The organism is Candidatus Pelagibacter communis, assembly GCF_001179985.1.
Classification (GTDB): Bacteria; Pseudomonadota; Alphaproteobacteria; order Pelagibacterales; family Pelagibacteraceae; genus Pelagibacter; species Pelagibacter ubique_J.
Genome location: NZ_CVSI01000058.1, coordinates 300,952 through 321,748 on the forward strand (window position 1 = coordinate 300,952; position 20,797 = coordinate 321,748).

General features: G+C 27.7%; 25 protein-coding genes and 1 tRNA gene. 10 read left to right on the forward strand and 16 right to left on the reverse strand.

Annotated features, from left to right (window positions below; genetic code table 11):
- Positions 1–5: 5 nt before the first annotated feature.
- Positions 6–395 carry a DUF6165 family protein gene (locus AMN80_RS03935; protein WP_075520673.1) on the forward strand — a complete coding sequence of 130 codons (390 nt, stop codon included), beginning with the start codon at positions 6–8 and terminating at the stop codon, positions 393–395.
- On the opposite strand, the gene AMN80_RS03940 is transcribed toward AMN80_RS03935, so the two are convergent.
- Genes AMN80_RS03940 through AMN80_RS03970 form a run of 7 tightly spaced genes read right to left on the reverse strand, consistent with a single transcriptional unit; the run spans position 392 to position 6,313 of the window.
- Positions 392–1,063 carry an ABC transporter permease gene (locus AMN80_RS03940; RefSeq protein WP_075520674.1) on the reverse strand — a complete coding sequence of 224 codons (672 nt, stop codon included), beginning with the start codon at positions 1,061–1,063 and terminating at the stop codon, positions 392–394. The two genes, AMN80_RS03935 and AMN80_RS03940, sit on opposite strands and share 4 nt — an antisense overlap.
- Positions 1,063–1,755 carry an ABC transporter permease gene (locus AMN80_RS03945; RefSeq protein ID WP_075520675.1) on the reverse strand — a complete coding sequence of 231 codons (693 nt, stop codon included), beginning with the start codon at positions 1,753–1,755 and terminating at the stop codon, positions 1,063–1,065. The genes AMN80_RS03940 and AMN80_RS03945 overlap by 1 nt, the downstream gene beginning before the upstream one ends.
- Before the next feature lie 43 nt (positions 1,756–1,798).
- Positions 1,799–2,626: a transporter substrate-binding domain-containing protein gene (locus tag AMN80_RS03950; RefSeq protein ID WP_075520676.1), complete on the reverse strand. Its 828-nt coding sequence runs from the start codon at positions 2,624–2,626 to the stop codon at positions 1,799–1,801.
- A gap of 57 nt (positions 2,627–2,683) precedes the next feature.
- Positions 2,684–3,724, reverse strand: a complete 1,041-nt coding sequence (speD, locus tag AMN80_RS03955; RefSeq protein WP_075520677.1) for an adenosylmethionine decarboxylase — start codon at positions 3,722–3,724, stop codon at positions 2,684–2,686.
- A gap of 5 nt (positions 3,725–3,729) precedes the next feature.
- Entirely contained in the window at positions 3,730–4,377 is a 648-nt protein-coding gene (locus AMN80_RS03960) for a class II aldolase/adducin family protein (protein WP_075520678.1), read from the reverse strand.
- On the reverse strand, positions 4,374–5,444 hold the full coding sequence (mtnA, locus tag AMN80_RS03965; protein WP_075520679.1) for an S-methyl-5-thioribose-1-phosphate isomerase: 1,071 nt from the start codon (positions 5,442–5,444) through the stop codon (positions 4,374–4,376). Before mtnA ends, AMN80_RS03960 begins: the two co-directional genes overlap by 4 nt.
- A complete protein-coding gene (locus AMN80_RS03970) occupies positions 5,441–6,313 on the reverse strand; it encodes an S-methyl-5'-thioadenosine phosphorylase (protein WP_075520680.1) in 873 nt (290 codons plus the stop codon). Before AMN80_RS03970 ends, mtnA begins: the two co-directional genes overlap by 4 nt.
- A 41-nt stretch (positions 6,314–6,354) precedes the next feature.
- On the opposite strand from AMN80_RS03970, the gene AMN80_RS03975 reads away from it, so the two are divergent.
- Positions 6,355–6,882 (forward strand): adenine phosphoribosyltransferase, encoded by a 528-nt coding sequence (locus AMN80_RS03975; protein WP_075520681.1) that lies wholly within the window; start codon positions 6,355–6,357, stop codon positions 6,880–6,882.
- Here AMN80_RS03975 and AMN80_RS03980 read toward each other — a convergent pair.
- Both AMN80_RS03980 and AMN80_RS03985 read right to left on the reverse strand, forming a co-directional pair.
- On the reverse strand, positions 6,879–7,781 hold the full coding sequence (locus AMN80_RS03980) for a glycosyltransferase (protein ID WP_075520682.1): 903 nt from the start codon (positions 7,779–7,781) through the stop codon (positions 6,879–6,881). The two genes, AMN80_RS03975 and AMN80_RS03980, sit on opposite strands and share 4 nt — an antisense overlap.
- Before the next feature lie 10 nt (positions 7,782–7,791).
- On the reverse strand, positions 7,792–8,670 hold the full coding sequence (locus AMN80_RS03985; protein ID WP_075520683.1) for a glycosyltransferase: 879 nt from the start codon (positions 8,668–8,670) through the stop codon (positions 7,792–7,794).
- 68 nt (positions 8,671–8,738) lie between these two features.
- Here AMN80_RS03985 and rfbB point away from each other — a divergent pair, with 68 nt between their 5' ends.
- From rfbB to rfbC, 5 genes are read left to right on the forward strand one after another with little or no spacing between them, the layout of a single operon-like run.
- The gene (rfbB, locus tag AMN80_RS03990) at positions 8,739–9,752 is read left to right on the forward strand and encodes a dTDP-glucose 4,6-dehydratase (protein ID WP_075520684.1); all 1,014 of its coding nucleotides are present in this window, start codon (positions 8,739–8,741) and stop codon (positions 9,750–9,752) included.
- Positions 9,753–10,622: a sugar nucleotidyltransferase gene (locus AMN80_RS03995; RefSeq protein WP_102133619.1), complete on the forward strand. Its 870-nt coding sequence runs from the start codon at positions 9,753–9,755 to the stop codon at positions 10,620–10,622.
- Positions 10,623–10,627: 5 nt separating this feature from the next.
- A complete protein-coding gene (locus AMN80_RS04000; RefSeq protein WP_075520685.1) occupies positions 10,628–11,476 on the forward strand; it encodes an NAD-dependent epimerase/dehydratase family protein in 849 nt (282 codons plus the stop codon).
- Positions 11,477–11,517: 41 nt separating this feature from the next.
- A complete protein-coding gene (locus AMN80_RS04005) occupies positions 11,518–12,723 on the forward strand; it encodes a DegT/DnrJ/EryC1/StrS family aminotransferase (RefSeq protein ID WP_075520686.1) in 1,206 nt (401 codons plus the stop codon).
- Positions 12,710–13,240: a dTDP-4-dehydrorhamnose 3,5-epimerase gene (rfbC, locus tag AMN80_RS04010; RefSeq protein ID WP_075520687.1), complete on the forward strand. Its 531-nt coding sequence runs from the start codon at positions 12,710–12,712 to the stop codon at positions 13,238–13,240. The genes AMN80_RS04005 and rfbC overlap by 14 nt, the downstream gene beginning before the upstream one ends.
- On the opposite strand, the gene AMN80_RS04015 is transcribed toward rfbC, so the two are convergent.
- Positions 13,237–13,572, reverse strand: a complete 336-nt coding sequence (locus AMN80_RS04015) for a TlpA family protein disulfide reductase (RefSeq protein ID WP_256997985.1) — start codon at positions 13,570–13,572, stop codon at positions 13,237–13,239. The genes rfbC and AMN80_RS04015 overlap by 4 nt on opposite strands.
- A gap of 148 nt (positions 13,573–13,720) precedes the next feature.
- Here AMN80_RS04015 and AMN80_RS04020 point away from each other — a divergent pair, with 148 nt between their 5' ends.
- Positions 13,721–14,224, forward strand: a complete 504-nt coding sequence (locus AMN80_RS04020; protein WP_082256556.1) for a cupredoxin domain-containing protein — start codon at positions 13,721–13,723, stop codon at positions 14,222–14,224.
- A 3-nt stretch (positions 14,225–14,227) separates the two neighbouring features.
- Positions 14,228–14,674 carry a DUF4396 domain-containing protein gene (locus AMN80_RS04025; protein ID WP_075520689.1) on the forward strand — a complete coding sequence of 149 codons (447 nt, stop codon included), beginning with the start codon at positions 14,228–14,230 and terminating at the stop codon, positions 14,672–14,674.
- A 2-nt stretch (positions 14,675–14,676) separates the two neighbouring features.
- Here AMN80_RS04025 and AMN80_RS04030 read toward each other — a convergent pair.
- From AMN80_RS04030 to AMN80_RS04045, 4 genes are all read right to left on the reverse strand, one after another.
- A tRNA-Met gene (locus AMN80_RS04030) sits at positions 14,677–14,753 on the reverse strand.
- A 118-nt stretch (positions 14,754–14,871) separates the two neighbouring features.
- Positions 14,872–15,810 carry an SHOCT domain-containing protein gene (locus AMN80_RS04035; protein ID WP_179850277.1) on the reverse strand — a complete coding sequence of 313 codons (939 nt, stop codon included), beginning with the start codon at positions 15,808–15,810 and terminating at the stop codon, positions 14,872–14,874.
- On the reverse strand, positions 15,798–16,118 hold the full coding sequence (locus AMN80_RS04040) for a hypothetical protein (protein ID WP_075520691.1): 321 nt from the start codon (positions 16,116–16,118) through the stop codon (positions 15,798–15,800). Before AMN80_RS04040 ends, AMN80_RS04035 begins: the two co-directional genes overlap by 13 nt.
- Positions 16,118–16,972 (reverse strand): bile acid:sodium symporter family protein, encoded by an 855-nt coding sequence (locus AMN80_RS04045; RefSeq protein WP_075520692.1) that lies wholly within the window; start codon positions 16,970–16,972, stop codon positions 16,118–16,120. The genes AMN80_RS04040 and AMN80_RS04045 overlap by 1 nt, the downstream gene beginning before the upstream one ends.
- A gap of 100 nt (positions 16,973–17,072) precedes the next feature.
- On the opposite strand from AMN80_RS04045, the gene AMN80_RS04050 reads away from it, so the two are divergent.
- A complete protein-coding gene (locus AMN80_RS04050; protein WP_075520693.1) occupies positions 17,073–18,080 on the forward strand; it encodes a helix-turn-helix domain-containing protein in 1,008 nt (335 codons plus the stop codon).
- Here the strand turns inward: AMN80_RS04050 and AMN80_RS04055 are convergent.
- Complete coding sequence (locus AMN80_RS04055; RefSeq protein ID WP_075520694.1) at positions 18,075–18,269, reverse strand: hypothetical protein; 195 nt, start codon at positions 18,267–18,269, stop codon at positions 18,075–18,077. The genes AMN80_RS04050 and AMN80_RS04055 overlap by 6 nt on opposite strands.
- 85 nt (positions 18,270–18,354) lie before the next feature.
- Entirely contained in the window at positions 18,355–20,796 is a 2,442-nt protein-coding gene (locus tag AMN80_RS04060; RefSeq protein ID WP_075520695.1) for a GcvT family protein, read from the reverse strand.
- Between the last annotated feature and the right edge of the window lies 1 nt (position 20,797).

Here is a 20,797-nt window from a genome sequence, read left to right on the forward strand (position 1 = left end):
TTTTTATGAATAAAATTCTAGTTGAAGTTTCTGTTGGGGAACTTTTTGATAAAATTTCTATCTTAGAAATAAAAAAAGATAAAATTAAAGATAAAGAAAAACTCAAATATATTGTAGACGAGTATAATTTATTAAAAGAACAAATGGTAAATAATGTAAAACTTAATGAAAAGTTGAGTGATTTGTTTGACACTTTGAAAGATATAAATTCTAAACTATGGGTAATTGAAGATGATAAGAGATTATGTGAAAAGAATTCTAATTTTGGTGAAAAATTTATAAAATTGTCTAGGGATATTCACTTTTTAAACGACAAAAGAGCTTCAATTAAACTTGAAATAAATAATCAAACTGGTTCAAAGATTAAAGAAATTAAGGAATACACTAGTTATTAATAACTATACTTCTTCTCAAGATATCTGATAAAATTATGAATAATAAAGGTCATAAATAAATAAATTCCACCAGCCACTATAAAGACTTCTATTGGTTTAAAAGTTGTAGAAATTATATATTTTGCAACCCCAGTTAAATCCATTAGAGTTACAGTGCTTGCTAGTGAAGTTCCTTTAAGCATTAATATAATCTCGTTTCCATAAGCAGGTAATGATTGTCTTATGGCAATAGGTATTTGAATTTTATAAAATATAATTTTTTTAGAAATACCAAGACTATCACCAGCTTCTATAAAACCCTTGTTTATTGTTTCAAATGCTGATCTTAAAATTTCGGAAGTATAAGCACCTGTATTAAGAGAAAAAGCAATTATTGCACACCAGTAAGGTTCTTTTAAAATAATCCATATAAAAGATGATCTTAAAAATTCTATCTGTCCTAATCCAAAGTATATAATAAATATTTGAACTAATAGAGGGGTGCCCCTAAATACATATGAATAAAAATAAGAAAATTTATTTAAAAATATATTTTTATTTAATCTTAGGATTGCAAAAAAAAGTCCAAGTATAAGTCCAAATATAAGTGAAAAAGATAATAATTTCAAAGTTACTAAAGTTGCATTTAAAAGCTTTGGGAAACTACTTACCATCAAATCTAAATCCATTAGTAGCCTCTCCTATATTTATTTTCTAATCTATTTATCAATTTCATACTTAGAAAAGTTAATAATAAATATAAAACAGCTGCAAAAGAGTAAAAGAATAATGGATCTCTTGTGGATCCAGCTGCAATATAAGATTGTCTCATAATTTCAACCAAACCTGTAACAGATATTAATGAAGTATCCTTTAAAGTAATTTGCCAAACATTGCTTAAATTAGGAACAGCAAGTCTTAACATTTGGGGCATTATTACCTTTAAAAAGTAAATAGGTTTTTTTAAACCTAAAACTTTTGAGGCCTCGAATTGACCTTTGTCAATTGATTGGATAGCGCCCCTAAAAACCTCTGTAGAGTATGCTCCTGAAATAATTCCTATTGCAAAAGAACCCGTGATGAATGCATTGATCTCAATGTATTTGTTATATCCAAAAATTGAAGCAACATACATAACTGCACCACTCCCCCCAAAGAATAATAAATAAATGACTAATAATTCAGGTACACCCCTAATTATTGTTGTGTAAGAATTTCCTAAAAAATTGAGAAATTTATTTTTTGATAATTTGAGTGGAGTAAAAATTAAAGCAAAACAAAAACCTATAATCATGGCTGTTATTGAAACAGCAATTGTCATTAATGTTGCGAAAAATAGTTCATCTCCCCAACCATTATTTCCTAATGCTAAAAGATCCATATTGAGAGGCGACTATATTATATAGTCGCCAATCATTAAATATTTACATCGAAGCGTCGAAGCCAAACCATTTAGTTGCAATCCGGCTTATGTCTCCGTTCTTTCTAGCTTTATTAATTGCATTGTTAAAAGCTTTTAATAGTTCGGTGTCGTCTTTTCTTATACCAACACCAACACCATTTCCAAAAGCACCTCCTGAGAAAGTAGGTCCAACAAGCACTACTGGTTTTTTTGATTTTTCTGCATAATCAGTGAAAGCTACAGCGGCTGCAAGAGCGACGTCACACCTTCCAGATGCCAAATCTAAATTTACCTCATCTTGAGTTTTGTAAGTTCTTACGTTTACTTTACCAACATCACCAGACTCTAAAAAGTTTTGGTGAATAGTTGCTGTTTGCACGCATACAGTTTTACCAGCTAAAGCTCGTGTTATAGTTTTTAAATCTTTTTTAACAGCACCAGATTTTTTAGTAAGATTAATTCCCTCAGAAGTTTGCATCCCCTCAAGATTTGAACCTTTCATTACTGCTAATGAAGCTACTTCATCTGCGTAACCTTGTGAAAAATTTATAGCTTTTTTTCTTTCATCGGTAATAGACATTCCAGCCATTATTGCATCAAATTTTCTCATTATTAATGCAGGTATCATGCCATCCCAATCTTGCTCGACAATTTCACACTGTTGACCTATGTATCTACAAAGTGTCCAGGCTAATTCTACTTCAAATCCAATTAATTTACCTGAAGCATCTTTAGAATTCCAAGGCGGGTAAGCCCCCTCAGTACCAATTCTTATTTTATCAGCATTAGCAGTTACTGATAAAAATAAAGTTATCAATACTCCTAAGCTAAATTTTTTAATTACATTCATATTTCCTCCAAATATATAAACACAATTATTTCACAAATTTTTTGATTAAAAAAGAGATTATTTATTTAATGATGATGCAAAATTCCAAGAACAATCGAAACTTGGTATATAAATTCTATCTAGAGAAGAATTACCAAAACTTTTTCTAAATAAATTTAACCATTTTTCAACTTGTTTTGGTTTTTTGTCTTGGCTACCAACTTGGGCAGTAATAGTGCCATTTGGTTTTAGAATTCTTTTTAAAGACTTAATGTTTTTAGCAGCAAGATCGATACAATATTGGTCGTCATTTAGATCTACGAAAATTTTATCATATTTATTATTTTCAACTTTTTTTATACTTTCAAAGGCATCACCCCATACACACTTAACAGAATTCTTTTTTGTAGCTTTTTGTCCAACTTTACTTAAATGTTTTTCACATACATCAACCACTTGAGGATCAAGCTCATACCAATCTATATAATTGAAACCTTGATTAATACATTCTCTAGCTACTCCTCCATCACCACCCCCAATTATAGCTGAATTATTTTTTTCTAGATTAAGTTTCAATCCAGAATTTACAAAAGTGGAGCTATAAAGGTGTTCATCTTTCTCTGCTACCTGCAACTCATTATCTATAAATAAAGCTTTACCAAATTGCTCTAGATCTAAAATTTGAATGTGTTGTCCTACTTTTGATGTGAAGTCCTCAAGAATATTTTTAACCATATAATATTTCTTAAGGCCTGGTGAACTATAAATATCATCATAATAATCAACTGTATCTCTATTAAACTCTTTCTTAACAATCCTTGTATGTTTAATCTCTTTCTTTAAAATCTCTAATGCAACAGATGGGGATACCTTGCCACAAGTAAAAAAATCAAAACTTATAATTCCTTTTTCAGGAAATGTATGGAAACTAATATGAGATTCTGCTAATAATGCTACTAAGGTAAAACCTTGAGGTTTAAATTTGTATTTTGAAATTTCTAGGACTGTGACTTTTGCTTTTTTAGCAATTTTATAAACTAATTTTTCGTAGAATTTTGGATCATACTCTTTTTGAGTTCCTATAATATCAAAAGTGACGTGCTCCCCTACTTTCGTCATAAAAATTATCCTTTTTTATAATTTTTTACTTTTTCTAATATTACATCCATCTCACTTGATGAAAGAATCTTAGGATTTCCTAACTTTATTGTATTTACGTATTGATGACAAATATTTTCTAGTTCCTCGGCTAATTCAAATGCACTTTCTAAATTTTCTCCAAATGCAACTTGTCCATGATTTGACATTAGACAAGCTTTTCTATTTTTTAATGCATCAATAATATTGTTAGACAGTTCTTGTGTACCAAAAGTTGCGTACTTGGCACATTTAATACTGTCGCCACCAGCTAAAGCTATCATATAATGAAAAGCAGGGATATCTTTACTATGGGCTGATACAGCTGTTGCGTGTGGAGAATGAGCATGAACTATTGCCTTTGCATCTGGTTTTTTTAGATAAATATCTTTATGAAATCTCCATTCAGATGATGGTTTTAAGTTTGTATCGTGATTTCCATCACTGGATACAAAGACTATATCCTCCTCTTTGAGGGTATCATATTTTTTTCCTGAAGGAGTTATTAAAAACCCTTCAACACTATTTTCGATACTTCTTACAGAGATATTTCCAGATCTTAAAGGAGATAAGTTTGTAGTATTAAGTTTAATAGAATATTCAATTATTTCTTTTCTTTTTTCTGAATTTTTCATTTAAATAGTTTTTTTAATCCCTCTGTGGATGCTTGACAAATACCTTTTTCAGTAATTAATCCAGTCACATATTTTGCTGGAGTTACATCGAACGCTAAATTCATTGCTTTGCTTTTTTTTGGATATATTTGTATTTTTTTTAAATTTCCATCACTATCAAAACCTTCTATGGTAGATAGTTCCTCAGAATTTCTCTCCTCAATAGGTATTTCTTTGTGATCTTTTATATTCCAATCAATTGTTGAACTTGGAAGAGCTACGTAAAAAGGAATTTTATTATCATGAGCGGCTAATGCTTTAAGATAAGTCCCAATTTTATTACAAACATCACCATTTGCAAGAGTTCTATCTGTTCCAACAATACACATATCAACTTCTCCTCTTTGCATTAAAATACCACCGGTGTTATCTGCAATTATTGTATTTTTAATTCCTTCCTCATTTAACTCATATGAAGTCAGGTTTGCTCCTTGATTTCTAGGTCTCGTTTCATCTGCCCAAACATGTACCGGAATACCTTTCTTGTGCGCATGATAAATTGGTGAAGTTGCAGTTCCCCAATTAATTGTTGCGAGCCATCCTGCGTTACAATGAGTTAAAATATTTACTGTATCTTTTTTTTTATTATAAATTTCCTCAATTATTTTTAGACCATTCAGTCCGATATTTTCACAAAATTTAATATCCTCTTCACAAATTTTTTTTGCTTCATTTAATGCAATATCTAAAATTTTTTCACTATTAACGCCTGAAAGTTTATTAATCATTCTGTCCACTGCCCATTTTAAATTAATTGCAGTTGGTCTTGATTTTATTAAATCCTCAGCAGATTTTTTCAAAAAAGATTGATCATTATTTTCTAAAATAGCTAAAACTAGTCCATATGCTGCGGTAGCTCCTATTAAAGGAGCGCCTCTTACTTCCATTGTTTTAATTGCATTTATTACATCTTTAACTGTTTTTAGATCTTTGATAACAAATTGATGTGGAAGTTTTGTTTGATCAATTATTTTAACAATATTTTTTTCAAACCATATTGTACGGTATTCTTTTCCATTAATTTTCATTTATTTAATACTCTACCCGCAACTGTTTTTAGTTTATCTTTTGTTTTTTGTGTTCTTTTTTCAGGTGCTGTTATAATAGCAACATCTAGACAATTATTTGTTGGATCTTTAGGATCAATGTGCTTTTCAAAATTATCAATTATATTTTTAATCATATTCTTTGCTTTGGCAGCATTACCCAAAAGAACTTTTATTACTTGTTGAACGTCAACATTTTCATGATCAGGGTGCCAACAATCATAGTCTGTTACCATTGATACTGAGGCATACCTTATTTCAGCTTCTCTTGCTAATTTTGCTTCTGGCATATTAGTCATTCCAATAACATCTGCATTCCAAGACCTATATAAATTAGACTCAGCTAACGTTGAAAATTGAGGTCCCTCCATAACCACATATGTTCCATTTCTTTGATAATCAATTTTTTCTTTTTTTATGGCTTCTTCACACGCATTCATTAATCCATTTGAAGTTGGATGAGCCATAGACACATGTGCTACTATTTCATCATCAAAAAATGTTTTGTTTCTTGCAAAAGTTCTATCGATAAATTGATCTACAATTACAAATTTTCCTGGAGGTAGCTCCTCCTTTAACGATCCAACTGCCGATACAGAAATTATATCTGTAACTCCTAATTGTTTAAGGGCGTCAATGTTAGCTCTGAAATTAATTTTAGATGGACTTATAAAGTGACCTTTGCCATGTCTTGGTAAAAAATAAACTTCTTTTTGGTTATAATTAGTTTTTAATATTTGATCTGACGGATCTCCCCATGGAGTTTTAACGTCTAACAATGCTCTATTTTTAAATTCCTCAACATCATACAAGCCGCTCCCACCTATAATTGCCAATTTATTGTTTGCCATATGTAAAAGATAGTTTATTTAATAATATAACGCAAATTTTAATGGATTTAAAAAAATTTATAAGGTCGATACCTGATTATCCAAAAAAAGGTATTTTATTTAGAGACATTACAACTTTAATTAAAGAAGAGAAAGCATTTGAAGAAACGATTGATCAAATCGTTGAACGATCAAAAAAATTTGAATTTGCAAAGATTGCTGCGATTGAATCTAGAGGCTTTGTATTCGCATCAGCTGTATCTTATATTCTAAAAAAACCTTTTATTATGTTAAGAAAAAAAAATAAGTTACCAGCCGAAACTCACTCTGTTGATTTTGAACTAGAATATGGAAAAGCCACAATTGAAGTACATAAAGACTCCATCAATCAAGGAGAGGCTGTTTTAATTATTGACGATCTAATAGCTACAGGAGGTACAGCTGAGGCAGCCGCTAAATTAATTAATTTTTCAAGAGGATCAGTTGCTGGGTTTATTTTTGTTATAAATCTTTTTGACTTAAAGGGATCGGATAAATTAATTAATTTAGGATATAAAGTAGAAAATTTAATTAACTTTCCTGGGCATTAATGATCAATTCTATAAAAAGATTTCTTTCCAAGAATTGCATTATATAACCCCAAAAAACTATATTTATTTAGATTATACAGCTCATTATTCGATCTTATTTTAAAGAATATCATAAATATAAAAAATTTGATTAATTTATATGAACATTTTTTATGAGCATGTAAAGAACCATAATTTTTTTTATAAAAATAAAATTCCGACCATCTCCAATGCCAGCTTCTAAATTTAATTGCTGCAGTTTTATGTTCGGGCATTACAGCAATAGAACTACTATTACCAATATGTTTAATAAAAAGAATCTTACTAGCTAATATTTTTTTTCCAATTTTACTTAACCTTTTACAAAGATCAAAATCCTCAAAATAAATAAATAAATTTTCATCAAAAACAACTTTGTCTACAAATTTTTTTAGATTAATAATTATTGCACATCCTATTATCCAATCAACCTCGATTAAAGTTTCATTAAATTTTTTTTCAATATTATTTTTTTTAAAATAACCATAAGATGAGTGTCCCGTTTTATTGATATCTTCTTCATAAAAATTAACACCTAAAATAGTAAAATCTAAATCGCTTTCTAAGTAAATTTTTAATTTTTCAAAAAATTTTTTATCACATATTGTGTCAGGACTTAAAGCTAAAGCAAATTTTGTATTAATAATTTTAAAACCAAAATTATGACCTCCTCCAAATCCTAAATTGCTCCCGGTACACTTAATAGATAAATTTTTAAATTTATCTAAAAATTCATTTTTATTTTCAAATTTATTAGAATTTTCTACAATCAAAACATTTACCCTCTCGTCTATAGAGTTAAGGCAATTAATCAAAATATCTCGATTAGTTTTATAAGTAAGAATAACTACTGTAAGCTCAGAAAGAAAATTATTATTCATTTTAATATCTTTAATCTATTTTTGGTCTATACCAAGATGATCTATTTAGCATTGAATTAAATAAACCTAATGTCCTATTATAGTAAACTTTAGATTTAAATTTTTTAAAAATAATATAGTAAAAAAAGAATTTTATTGTTGAAGATACTAACTTAGGCAGTCCTTCAACTAGAGCATATAAATATCCTTTATGTTTTTTTGAAAAATAAAATTTAGACCAAGACCAATGCCAATTTCTAGATAGTTCTACTTCGCGATGGAAAATGTTTGAAACTCCTCTGGCTCCTAGATGTTTGATTTTGCTAGTAGGTACTATAAAGATTTTTTCATTATTTTCTTTTACCCTTTTACATAAATCGTCATTTTCTAAATACATAAAGATTTTTTCATCAAAAAAAATGTCGTCTTTAAACATAGATTTAATTCTTTTTTTATTAATTAGCATGCAATAACCATCTACGCTGTCTACCTCAAAATTTTTTTTGTAATCAATATGTCTTTTTTTTTTAATTGAAAAATTCGGAAATTCCTTATTATCAGAAATCGATGAGATTATTGCAAAATTTCTTAATTGTTTTGCTTCGTTGATTAGATTATCGATTGTATCTTTAAATAATAATACATCAGGATTGAGTATTAGAACAAAATCTGATTTTGCGTACTTTATTCCAATGTTATTTCCTGCACCCATACCAATATTATCATTAGATAATACGCATGAAACATTATTATATTTTTTTTCTAAATAATTTTTAAAATTTTTGTCTTTAGAATTTTCGACTACTATAATTTTAATGTTACTATCTATTGTTTGGATACACTGATCTATAATATGTTGACTTTTAAAGGTAACAATTACTAAAGTTAAATTCTGCCTAGATATTGACATACATAATTGATTAATAATTTATTATAAAATATATACTAACAGTTTCATCTAATGTAAAAAACAAAATTATGAAAAAAGTAATTGTTACAGGAGGATTGGGTTTTATTGGAAGTAATCTAATTAAATTACTACTTAAAAAAAATTATTACGTTCTTAATATTGACAAAGTTACATACTCATCAAACAAATACAATACAAAGGAATTTGTTAGTAATAAGAATTACAAGTTTGTAAAACTAGATATTAAAAATAAAAAATTATTTAATATTTTAAAAAAATTCAAACCTTGTGGAATATTTAATCTTGCAGCTGAAACTCATGTAGATCGATCTATAGACTCTCCCTTTGATTTTATAGAGAGCAATATTGTAGGAACTTTTAATTTATTAGAGTCTTTTAGAAAGTTTTATAAAATGTTTTCAAAAACAAGACTAATTCACATATCTACTGATGAAGTTTACGGTGATGTTTTAAAAGGAAGGTCTGATGAAAACTATCAATATAAACCTAGCTCACCTTATGCGGCAAGCAAAGCTTCATCTGATCATTTAGTTTCTTCTTATGTTAGAACTTTTAAAATTCCAGCAATAGTAACTAATTGTTCAAATAATTATGGACCAAATCAGCATCCAGAAAAATTAATACCAAAATTAATTTATAATATATTGAACAATCGGGAACTGCCTATTTATGGTAGAGGAAAAAATTCTAGAGAATGGATTTATGTTGCAGATCATTGTGAGGGTCTTTTAAAAGTTTTTTTAAATGGAAATATAGGAGAGTTTTATAACATTGGCTCAAATAAAAATTTAAATAATATTCAAATTACAAATTATTTATTAAGAACAGCAAAAAAACATATTAAAGTCGGCAAAAGAGTTAAAATAAAATTAGTTAAAGATAGACCTGGTCATGATTTAAGATATGCTTTAAATAGTAAAAAAATCAAAACAAAACTTAAATGGATACCAAAAACTAGTATCATTGAAGGTCTGAATAAAACTTTTTTATGGTATTATAACAATCAGAAATATTTTAAAAATTTAAAGAAAAAAGATATCGTTAAAAGATTAGGAATATAATTGATTAAAAAAGGAATTATTTTAGCTGGGGGAAAAGGCACTAGAATGAGCCCGATAACAAAAGCTATTAATAAGCAATTGTTACCTATATTTGATAAACCCTTAATATTTTATCCCTTGTCAATTTTGATGCTAGCTAAAATTAAAGATATTTTAATTATTGTAAATAAAGGGGAACTTAAACAATATAAAAAAATATTACCAGATGGTAAAAATCTTGGTATAAAAATTAAGTATGAAGAGCAAAGTAAACCGAGAGGTTTACCAGATGCATTTATATTAGGTGAAAAGTTCATTGGTAAAGACAATGTTGCATTAATTTTGGGTGATAATTTTTTTTATGGACAAAATTTAACAAAACAACTTTTAAATTACAAAAAATTAAAAAAAGGTGCGAAAATTATATTACATAAAGTAAAAAAGCCTGATCAATATGGTGTGGCTAAAATTAGTAAAAATTTTAAAGTAACAATGATTAAAGAGAAACCAAAAAAATTTGTATCTGATTTAGCAATAACAGGATTATATTTTTTTGATAATCTTGTTAGTAAATATTCTAAGGCACTAAAGCCATCTAAGAGAGGTGAATTAGAAATTGTAGATCTTATTAATAAATATAAAAAAAAAGGTAGTTTAAAAGCAAACTTACTTGGTAGAGGGGGAGCATGGTTAGATACGGGTTCTATTGATGATTTTTATAAAACCAGTGCATTCGTTTCCGCAATCGAAAAGAGGCAGGGATTTAAGATTGCATGTATTGAGGAAATAGCACTTTCTAACAGTTGGATTAAAAAAAAAGAAATTAATGAACAAATTAAGTTTTATGGAAAGTGTGAATACTCAAACTATTTAAAAGACTTGATCAAATAGAAAAAGTGAAAAAAATATTATTAACAGGGTCTACAGGATTTGTTGGATCTGCATTGCTTAAAAGTCTATCTAAAAAATATAAGATTTACGTAATCTTAAGAAAAAAAAATCAAAAAGTCTTAAAGAATAAAAATATAATTAAAATTGTTTATATAAATTTAAATGACTTAAATAAAAAGATAAGTAAATTAAAGATTAATACTGTAATTCATTGTGCAACCCATTATGTGAAAAAACATAGTTTTAAGGACATAAAAAAATTATGTGATTCTAATATTTTATTTGGGAATATAATACTTGAAAATCTTAAAATGATGGGTGTAAAAAAATTTATTAATTTTTCAACCGTATGGGAAAATTATGATGGGAAAAAAGGAAACTATTATAATTTATATTCTGCATATAAAGCCTGTTTTAGAAATTTAATTAATTATTACAAAAAAGAATTGGGTAAGATAAATTTTTTGAATTTAACGTTGTCAGATACATTTGGATTAAAAGATAAAAGAAACAAATTAATTAATATTCTTAGATTAAATTATAAAAAAAACCGTGTAACAAAAATAGTTTCAAGAAATTTATATATGAATTTACTAAATGTCACAGATGTAGAAAACGCAATTGATCTTATATTGGAAAGGAATTATAAGTCAGGCACTTATATATTAGAAAATAATAAAATTTTTAAGGTTATAGACTTAATTAACAATATTAATAAAAATCGTAAAAAAATTAAAGTTAAATGGCTATCTAATAAAATTTTAAAGGAAAAAACTTACAAATTCACAGTTCTTAAAAATTGGAAACCCATTAATAGTAATATTGAAGACATAGTAAAAATTATAACGAATTAGAATACTATTGTTTTTTTTTTAATTAAGGCTTAATACAAAGAATGAAAAAAATATATTACGGTAAAGCTGTCTACGATAAAAAAGAAATAAATGCAGTATTAAATGTTTTAAAAAACGATAGCTTGACACTAATTGATGGGAAAAAAGTAAAAGAGTTAGAAAAAAAAGTTTCAAATCTTTATGGCAAAAAATATGGTTTAATGGTTAACTCTGGATCTTCTGCAAACTTGTTAGCCTTATCATCTTTTAATTTTAAAAAAGGTTCTGAAATAATTACACCAAACTTAACCTTTTCTACGACAGTGGCTCCAATTTATCAACTTGGATTGATCCCTCATTTTGTAGGAGCAGTAGAAAATAAATTTGTGTCAGATTGTTCTCAAATTGAAAAATGTATTAACAAAAAGACAGTTGCTTTAATGATTCCAAATTTACTTGGTAATATTGCTGATTGGAAAAATATTTATAAAATTGCAAATAAATACAAATTAAAAATAATAGAAGACTCTGCAGATACTATTGGTTACAAAGTTAATAATAAAAACCTAGGTAAATACTCGGATGTAACAACAAATAGTTTTTATGCATCACATATAATTAATGGTGCTGGTACAGGTGGAATTGTTTGTTTTAATGATTACAAATTATATGAAAAGGCAAAACTGTTAAGAGGATGGGGAAGATCATCAGCAGTTTTTAATGAGTCTGAAAATGCAAATAAGAGATTTAATGTAAAAGTTTCTGGAATTGATTATGATGCGAAATATATCTTTTCAGATTTGGGTTATAATTTCTTGCCTTCGGAAATATCTGCAGCATTTGCACTTGAACAAATAAAAAAATTAAAGAATAATATTTCTATAAGAAATAGAAATTTTGAATATTTAAAAAAATTCTTTAGTAATTATAAAAAATATTTTAAATTGCCTGAACAATATAATGGTGTTAAAACACCTTGGCTGGCTTTTCCTTTAGTAATTAAGAAAAATAAAAAATTCACAAGAAAGAAAATGCAAATTTTTTTTGAGAGAAACCGAATTCAAACTAGAACAATATTTACAGGAAACATTTTAAAACAACCAGTAATGAAAAATAGAATTTATATGAAACACTCAAAATGTGATAAAATCGCAGATGATGTAATGAAAAATGGAATTTTATTAGGTTGTCACCAGGGCATGAATAAAAAAGAATTGAATTATATTTGCTCAACATTCAAAAGATTCATTGGAAATGAAAATAATTAAAACTGAATTTAATGGTCTTTTAATTTATAATAAAAATTCTTATTATGATAAAAGAGGATATTTCAGAGAACTCTATCTTCAAAAACACTTTAAAACATCTTTTCCTTTTGATGTCATGTCGTATTCTAAAAAAAATGTTTTAAGAGGTTTGCATTTACAAAAAAAAAATTCGCAAGCTAAATTGATTACCGTTCTTAGTGGAAAAATATTTGATGTTTGTGTTGACTGTAGAAAAAAATCTAAGACTTTTGGAAAACAATTTTCAATTGTTCTGTCTGATAAAAATAACAAATCTTTATTAATACCTGCTGGCTTTGCACATGGTTTCTATACGTTAACAGACAATGTAATTATGCATTATAAATGCTCAAAATATAGAGATGCAAAATCTGAGATAGGGTTGTTATGGAACGATAAAGATCTTAATATAAAATGGCCAATTAAAAAATTAATAATTTCAGAAAAAGATAAGAAAAATATAAGTTTTAAAGATTTTAGAAAAATGGTTAAAGCTTAAATTGATTTTTTTAAAGCTTCATAAATTAAATCTTCAGTTGTTTCCCCAAGACTTCTATAAATTTCGTTATTATTCTTAAATATTAAAAGTGTAGTTTGAAATTTAACATTTAATAAATTAGCTATATCTTTATTCGTTACATCAAATGAAAAATATTCAATATTATCAAATTTAATATCAAATAGTTTTCCATCATTTTTGGCTTTATTTAAAACTTTCATTTGACTAGCACATGAAGAGCAATATTCTATCCAAGAACTTACTATTACAACTTTTCCTTCTGATTGAGCTTTATCAAACAACGTTTTGTTAAAAGTAGTTTCTTTCTCCATAGAGATCGAAGGGTTTATAATAAAAAGTTGGATAATAAATAATAATATGAATTTTTTAAACATTTTAAAACAATCCCTATATTTCGAAAAATTACAATGTGTCAAAAAAACTTCTTTTAAATAATCATTTATTAATTAATATACTGATATGTTTAGATTATTTTTAACGATTGTGTTTATATTAATTTCTTATAAATCGTATGCTGATAAAAATATGATGATTGGTTCCTTAGGTAAGTCTGAAGAAGTTAATCGTACAATTAAAGTTATAATGTATGATAATTATTATGAGCCAAGTAGCTTTAACATAAAATCTGGTGAAACAATTAAATTTGAGGTTGTTAATGCTGGAGAATTAGTTCATGAATTTAATATAGCTAATGCAATGATGCACAAAAAACATCAGCCAGAAATGGAAAAAATGGTTGAAAACGAAATTTTACTAGCTGATTCAATTGACAAAGAAAAAATGAAAAAAATGGCAAAAATGGACAAGTCAATGGGTCATTCACATAGTAATAGTGTTTTACTTGAGCCAAATGAAAAAGGTGACATTGTTTGGAAGTTTGAAAATGCAATGAACATTGAAATTGCATGCAATGTTCCAGGTCATTATCAAATTGGCATGATTGCTAAAGTTGATATAAAATAATTAATGCAAAAATCATCTGTATCGAGTTTTCACTGGGCATGCAAAAACACGTGGAATAGAAGTGCAAAAAACACTGCATGGTGTTTACTTGGATGTTCAATAGGAGATTTTGGTACAATTTTATTTTTTCAGCTTACAAAAATTCCTTTTCCTGTATTAGGCATAATGACATTAGCAATAATTAATGGATTAATTACAAGTATCATCCTTGAAACTATAATTCTAATGAGACAGAAACTAAATTTTTTGAAAGCATTAAATACAGCGATCGGAATGAGCTTTATTTCAATGATTAGTATGGAAGTTGCAATGAATGTTACTGACTACTATCTTACTGGTGGTGCAATACTAACTTGGTGGGTAGTACCTATTATGTTAATTGTAGGTTTTTTAACACCTTGGCCATATAATTATTGGAGATTAAAAAAATATAATATTGCATGTCATTAATTTGGTAGCGGGAAGTGGGATCGAACCACTGACCTCGGGCTTATGAGTCCCGCGCTCTAACCAACTGAGCTACCCCGCCATTAAATTCGTATTGATTTATACTACTTATTTTTTTTCGTTCAAACAAGAAATTATAAATATTGTTTATCAAGTACATATTTTGCTGGCGTTTCTAGGTTAGTATTATAATTAAATAATCAATTATTTAATAATTTTTTTTTAGCTGTTTCAAACTCATATCCACTTAGAGCTCCACTTTTATATAAATCATTCAATTCCTTTAGTTGTTTCACTATATCTTTACTAGGTGACTTAACTTGAATATCTTCATTCACATAACTAGTTAGATCTAATAAATGGTGCTTCTGTGCTTTTTGTTTTATTTCAAATTTTTTATGATAATTGGCAGCTATAGAGATAAACTTCTCCATTGTTTTTTTATGTTTTGGATGTTTCTCAATGTTGTATTTGTGATATTCAGACGCATCTTCGGTTAAAAATTTACTAACAGGTCCCTCCAATAATTCTGGATCAACTACATAGTTAACTTGGAACCAATTGGATAAATTATGTCTTGAGAAATAAGAGTGATAAGAGTTAAGTCCCATTTGGGGAAATTTTATTCCATTTTCTCTTATGTATTTTCTATATTGAGCTGAATTAACTTTAGAAAAAGGATCATCTGGTGCATAAAGTTCCTTTTGTACATCCCAGTGTGAAATTACCATGCAATTATGTGATCGACCAACTTTTACAACCTTAACTAAATAATATTCTGGTCTTTCATAACAGCCGTCATATTTATCTTTAAATACTGCAGAGTAAATTAGAGGATCTATTTGTCCTTGAAGTCTTACACCCATGTCACCCCAAACAACTTCCCAGAATTCAACAACTTTGTTATTTTCAATTCGTCCAGCACCAAAAATCCTAAAGTCAAAATAACCCCACTTGAACTCCTCTGTTCTAAGAATTGTCCATGTACCTGGAGATAAGTTAATTTTAAATTTTTTAGTAATCTCAAACTCGCCATTATTAATTATTTCACCTGGCTTATAAATTTTGGCATTTATTGATGTACACAAAACAAAGTATATTAAGATAGTAAATTTTAAAAATTTTATTAAATTTTGCATAACCATTTTGATGATGGATCAAACATTGGTATTAAAATTGCTTCTCCTGAAACTAAATTTATTTTCCACTCTCTAATTGGTTTTTCATCATCTACACTTATGATATTTAATTTCTCTTTATCTAAAATAATTTTTTGAAAAAATAACCAAATGTTAGGAGACATTTCCTCTTTTGCAAAGTTTTGCCCATAAACTATATTAGTTTTACTTTTGCTTAATATATTTTGACACTCCAAAGTGTTTAAATCAGCGTATGCAATATTATTGGTTGATATAAATACAAATATTATAAATAATAACTTTTTCATTATGCTTTAGATATTCTATTTATGTTAATATTTCCTATGTAAAACATCAAAGCAACGTATTGAATTAAAGCATATACTGCAATTGGTGTCATATATTCAAGTTCATGAAATAATTGAGCCCCAACAATTAATCCCATAGCTCCATTTTGTAACATAGCTTCAATCATGATTGTTCTTTGTGTTTTAACCTCTTTGAGAGTAAATTTAGTTATCAAATATACGGAAGTTAAAATAGATACAATTACAACAAAAGAGATCGCACCTACATCTGCAAAGTATCCTCCAAGATTATCTCTTTCAGTAAATATTGCTATAATTATTATAAAAATAAATAGAAAAAAGGCTGCTCTGTCAAATCTTAAGTTGTTTCGTTCAGAGAATTTTTTAAAATTTCCCCTAACTAGAATTCCGACAAATGTAGGTAGCGCAATAAATAAAAACATTCTAACTGAAAATTTCAATAAGTTCAGATCAAACGATACATTTTCAAAGAAAGAAGAATATATCTTAAGAAAAATTGGTATAGATATGAAAGAAATCAAAGCGCAGATGGAGGTGATTGTTATTGATAAAGCCACATTTCCTTTAACCAATTTTGTGGCATAGTTTGACATAACCGCCGAGGGTAAAATTAAGAGTAAGAAAACGCCCAATTGAAATTCAGCCTGCATTGGAAAAAAGGATATGATTATAATTCCAATAAGTGGTAAAATCATCATTTGACATATTAAAGCAATTATTAAATTTCTTGGTTTTTCAACTACTTCCAAAAAATTTTTAACAGTTAAATTTAAACCTAAAGAAAACATGATGAAAATCATGCCTATGGGTCCTACATTTTTTACAAATTCCACTTTTCCCTCAAAACACTTATGAAGTAATTAAAATAAATTTCAACAAATATTTATTCTATTAATCTTGAATTATTGGCTTTTTTCATATTATTTACAACCAATGTCATTGATAAATAAAGAAATAAAATTTTCATCAAAAATTCAGATTGAGGATAGCTTTTATGTTTTTAAAAAAAATCATGATCTTCTTATTACTGAAATTTTTTATTTTCAACAACAATGGCTTACTGCTGCATTTAAGAGATTTAAAGATTTCGATAAGTATATAATTTTAATATATTTAATAAATAAAGCCTTCAAAGGATATAACGATCATTTTATTGTTAATTCATTTGATGAATTTTATTCTAAAGAAAATTTTGAAATTCCTAAAATAAACATAATTGATTTATCTAGAGAATTAAACATTTCAAAAGAAACCACTAGAAGAAAAATGATGGAATTGGAAAAAGATGGAGCAATAAACAAGATCAAAAAAAGAATTTTGTTACAAAGAAAAGGTCAAGAAATTCAAAAACCTACAGACTCTATAAAGAATTTATCAAGAGTTATATCTCACTTTAGTGATTATTTAACTAAAGAAAAAATACTTAAAAATAAAATACCTAAAAATGAAATAGAGGACAAAATAAGGAAGAATTTTACTAGGTGCTGGCAATATTTTTTTGATTATCAAATCCCTTTAATTACCAGATGGAAAAAGATATTTGGAGATATTGAAACTTGGACTATTTGGGGAAATTGTGTTTACAATCAAAATTTAGTTTTATCAAAATCAATTAAGGAAAATCAAAATATTTTAAAAAAAGAAGATGCTTTTATAAAAAGACTTAATGAATTTGGAAACCAAGGACTAAATGCTATGACAATTTCAGAATTAACAGGTATTCCAAGACCTACAGTACTAAGAAAGCTAAAAATATTAATAAATAAAAAATTATTAACAAAAGATAAAAATAACCATTATCTAATTTTTGGAGGACCAGGCACAGAAAGTTATACAAAAGATCAAACGAAAGTAATGACTGAAGTCGATGAGATTAGAAAGATTAATGGAAAAGAATTCGTAAATTTAATTACAAAAATACTAAATATTATAGTTTTATAATGAAGCTATAATGCCAGTTACGATGATTACTGAAGCTATGAGACCAAGAAATAATAAATTTTCTTTTCTTTCTCTTTTTTCTTCTCCTCGAACTCTATTTAAGAGTATATTAATATCTACTTTTTGTTCCTGTTTTTTAATTCTTTGAGGTTCAGTTTGGTTTTTAAGGCTATCAACTTCAGTGCTCATATGCCTATTAAACACTAAGCTCGTTACATTATCAATTTATTTTAAGTTCAAAATGGGTTGTAACTTGAACCGGAGTCAAAATGTCCTAGATCTCTGAAAGTTTTTTTGAATTTAAAGGTTTTTTTAAAATTGAAGCCTTAAATTTTTTCTTCTCAACCTCAATTTCAAACTCTGAATTTTCAATCTCCTGATGGCTCATCCCAGAGTTAATATAGCCAAATGTCAAGTTTTTCTTAAAATTAAATGAAAAATTTCCTGATGTGGTCCTTCCAACAATCTTATTTTTGAAAAATATAGGCTCATCGTGTAGCAGAAGTGGTTCTCCAGGTTCAGAATTTTCTAAAATAATCATTTTAAGTTTTTTATTAGTATTTTTGTCTTTAATTTTCTCCAAGGCTTCCCTTCCTATAAAATTTGTATTTTTTTTAAAACTAATTGCAAAATTAAGTCCAGCCTCAAATTGATTTTCTTCAGGAGATATGTCATGGCCCCAATGCACGTAGCCAGACTCCATTCTCATAATATCCATTGCGTGCATACCACATAAAGATAGATTATATTTTTTCCCCTCAGTTACTAAAATTTCAAAGAGTTTTTTTGCATTTTCTTTTTTGACATATAATTCATAACCCAACTCTCCAACATAAGAAATTCTTTGAGCCCATACTTTTATGTCTGATATTTCAACTTCTTTTGCAGTTGCAAATTTAAAGTTATCTTTTGAAAAATCACTATTACTAATTGAAGATATCATTTCTCTACTTTTAGGCCCAAATAAACCTAAACAACAATAATCTTCAGTTACATCCTTAAAGTCTATTTCATTTGAAATATGTTTTAAAATATGAAATTTATCTCTTTCACGATTAGCAGCTGAACTTACTACTCTAAAATAATTTTTATCAATACAGATGACAGTTAAATCAGCTTCGATTCCTCCATCTTTATTAAGCATTTGAGTGTATTTAATAGAACCTGGTATATCTTTTATATTGGCTGTACATAACATTTGTAATTCTTGGTGAACTTTTTCTCCTTTTAAATCAAATTTTGAAAAAGGTGAAAGTTCAAATAATCCAACATTAGTTCTTGCATTTTTTGTTTCAAATTCTGCACTTGGATACCAATTTTGATAGTTGTAACTATATTTATAATCTTTATTTTTTTCATCTTTTGAAAACCACATCGGTCTTTCATATCCGCCTGAAACACCAAAACATGCACCATGTTTTTTTAATTCATCATGGTAAGGGAGGGTTATAACATTCCTTGAAGTTTTGTGTTGTTTGTATGGCCAATGCATTCCATATAAATCTCCAAGCGTTTCAGTAACTCTTTCTTTAATAAAATTTATTTCTGAATGAAATTTTTGAAATCTTTTAATATCATAACTAAATATATCTTCATTGATATGACCATTCATTAACCATTCAGCTGTAACTTTGCCAACTCCACCAGCACTTGCTATTCCAATACTATTTAATCCACAACAAACGAAAAAGTTTTTTACCTCAGGAACTTCACCAAGTAGTGTATTTGTATCTGGTGTAAAAGATTCTGGACCTGCAAAAAATTTTCTAATGCCAACTTTTTCTAATATTGGAAATCTTTTCATACATGCTGTTAAGTAAGGCTCAAAATGTTCAAAATTTTCTGGAAATTCACCAAAAGAAAAGTCTTCAGGAACTTTGTTTGTTTTATCAAATGCAGGAATAGATTTTCCTTCAAATATTCCTAACAATAATTTACCAGCATCTTCTTTAATATAAGTTCTGCTATCAAAATCTCTTATTACTGGTAAATCTTTTGGAACTTCTTTAATTGGTTCTGTGATTACATAAAAGTGTTCAGCAGGATATAATGGAATACTTACACCTAATTTTTCTCCAATTTGTCTCGACCACATTCCAGTTGCTAAAACAATATATTCACATTCTATTTTTTGACCATTAACGACAACGCCTTCAATTCTTTTATTTTTAACTAGTATGTCTTCAACAGGAGAATCTTCAAAAATTTTAGCACCTTCAGCTCTTGCTGCTTTTGCAAGGAGTTGTGTAATACCAGATGGGTCTCCTGAACCATCGCCAGGCATAAGAATGCCTCCTAATAAGTCATCATTTTTAATTAAAGGAACTTTATCTTTAATCTCGTCTTTATTTAAAATTTGAACATTAACATCATAAAGTTGAGCGGTAGTTGCTTGCCTTTTTAATTCCTGCCATCTCCCCTCTTCTTGAGCAATTGACATTGCGCCATTCAAACGAAGTCCTGCTGAATGATCTACTTTTTTTTCAAGTTCTTTATAAAGATCTAAAGAGTACTTTCTAATTTTTGTAATTGTAGCAGATGGACCTAATTGACTAACTAATCCTGCTGCATGCCAAGTGGTACCCGATGTAAGTTTATCTCTTTCTAAAAGAATGACATCTTTCCAACCAAATTTCGCTAAATGATATGCGCAAGAGCATCCAACAACCCCACCACCAATAACAACAACTTTTGCTGAACTTGGTAGTTTTTTCATT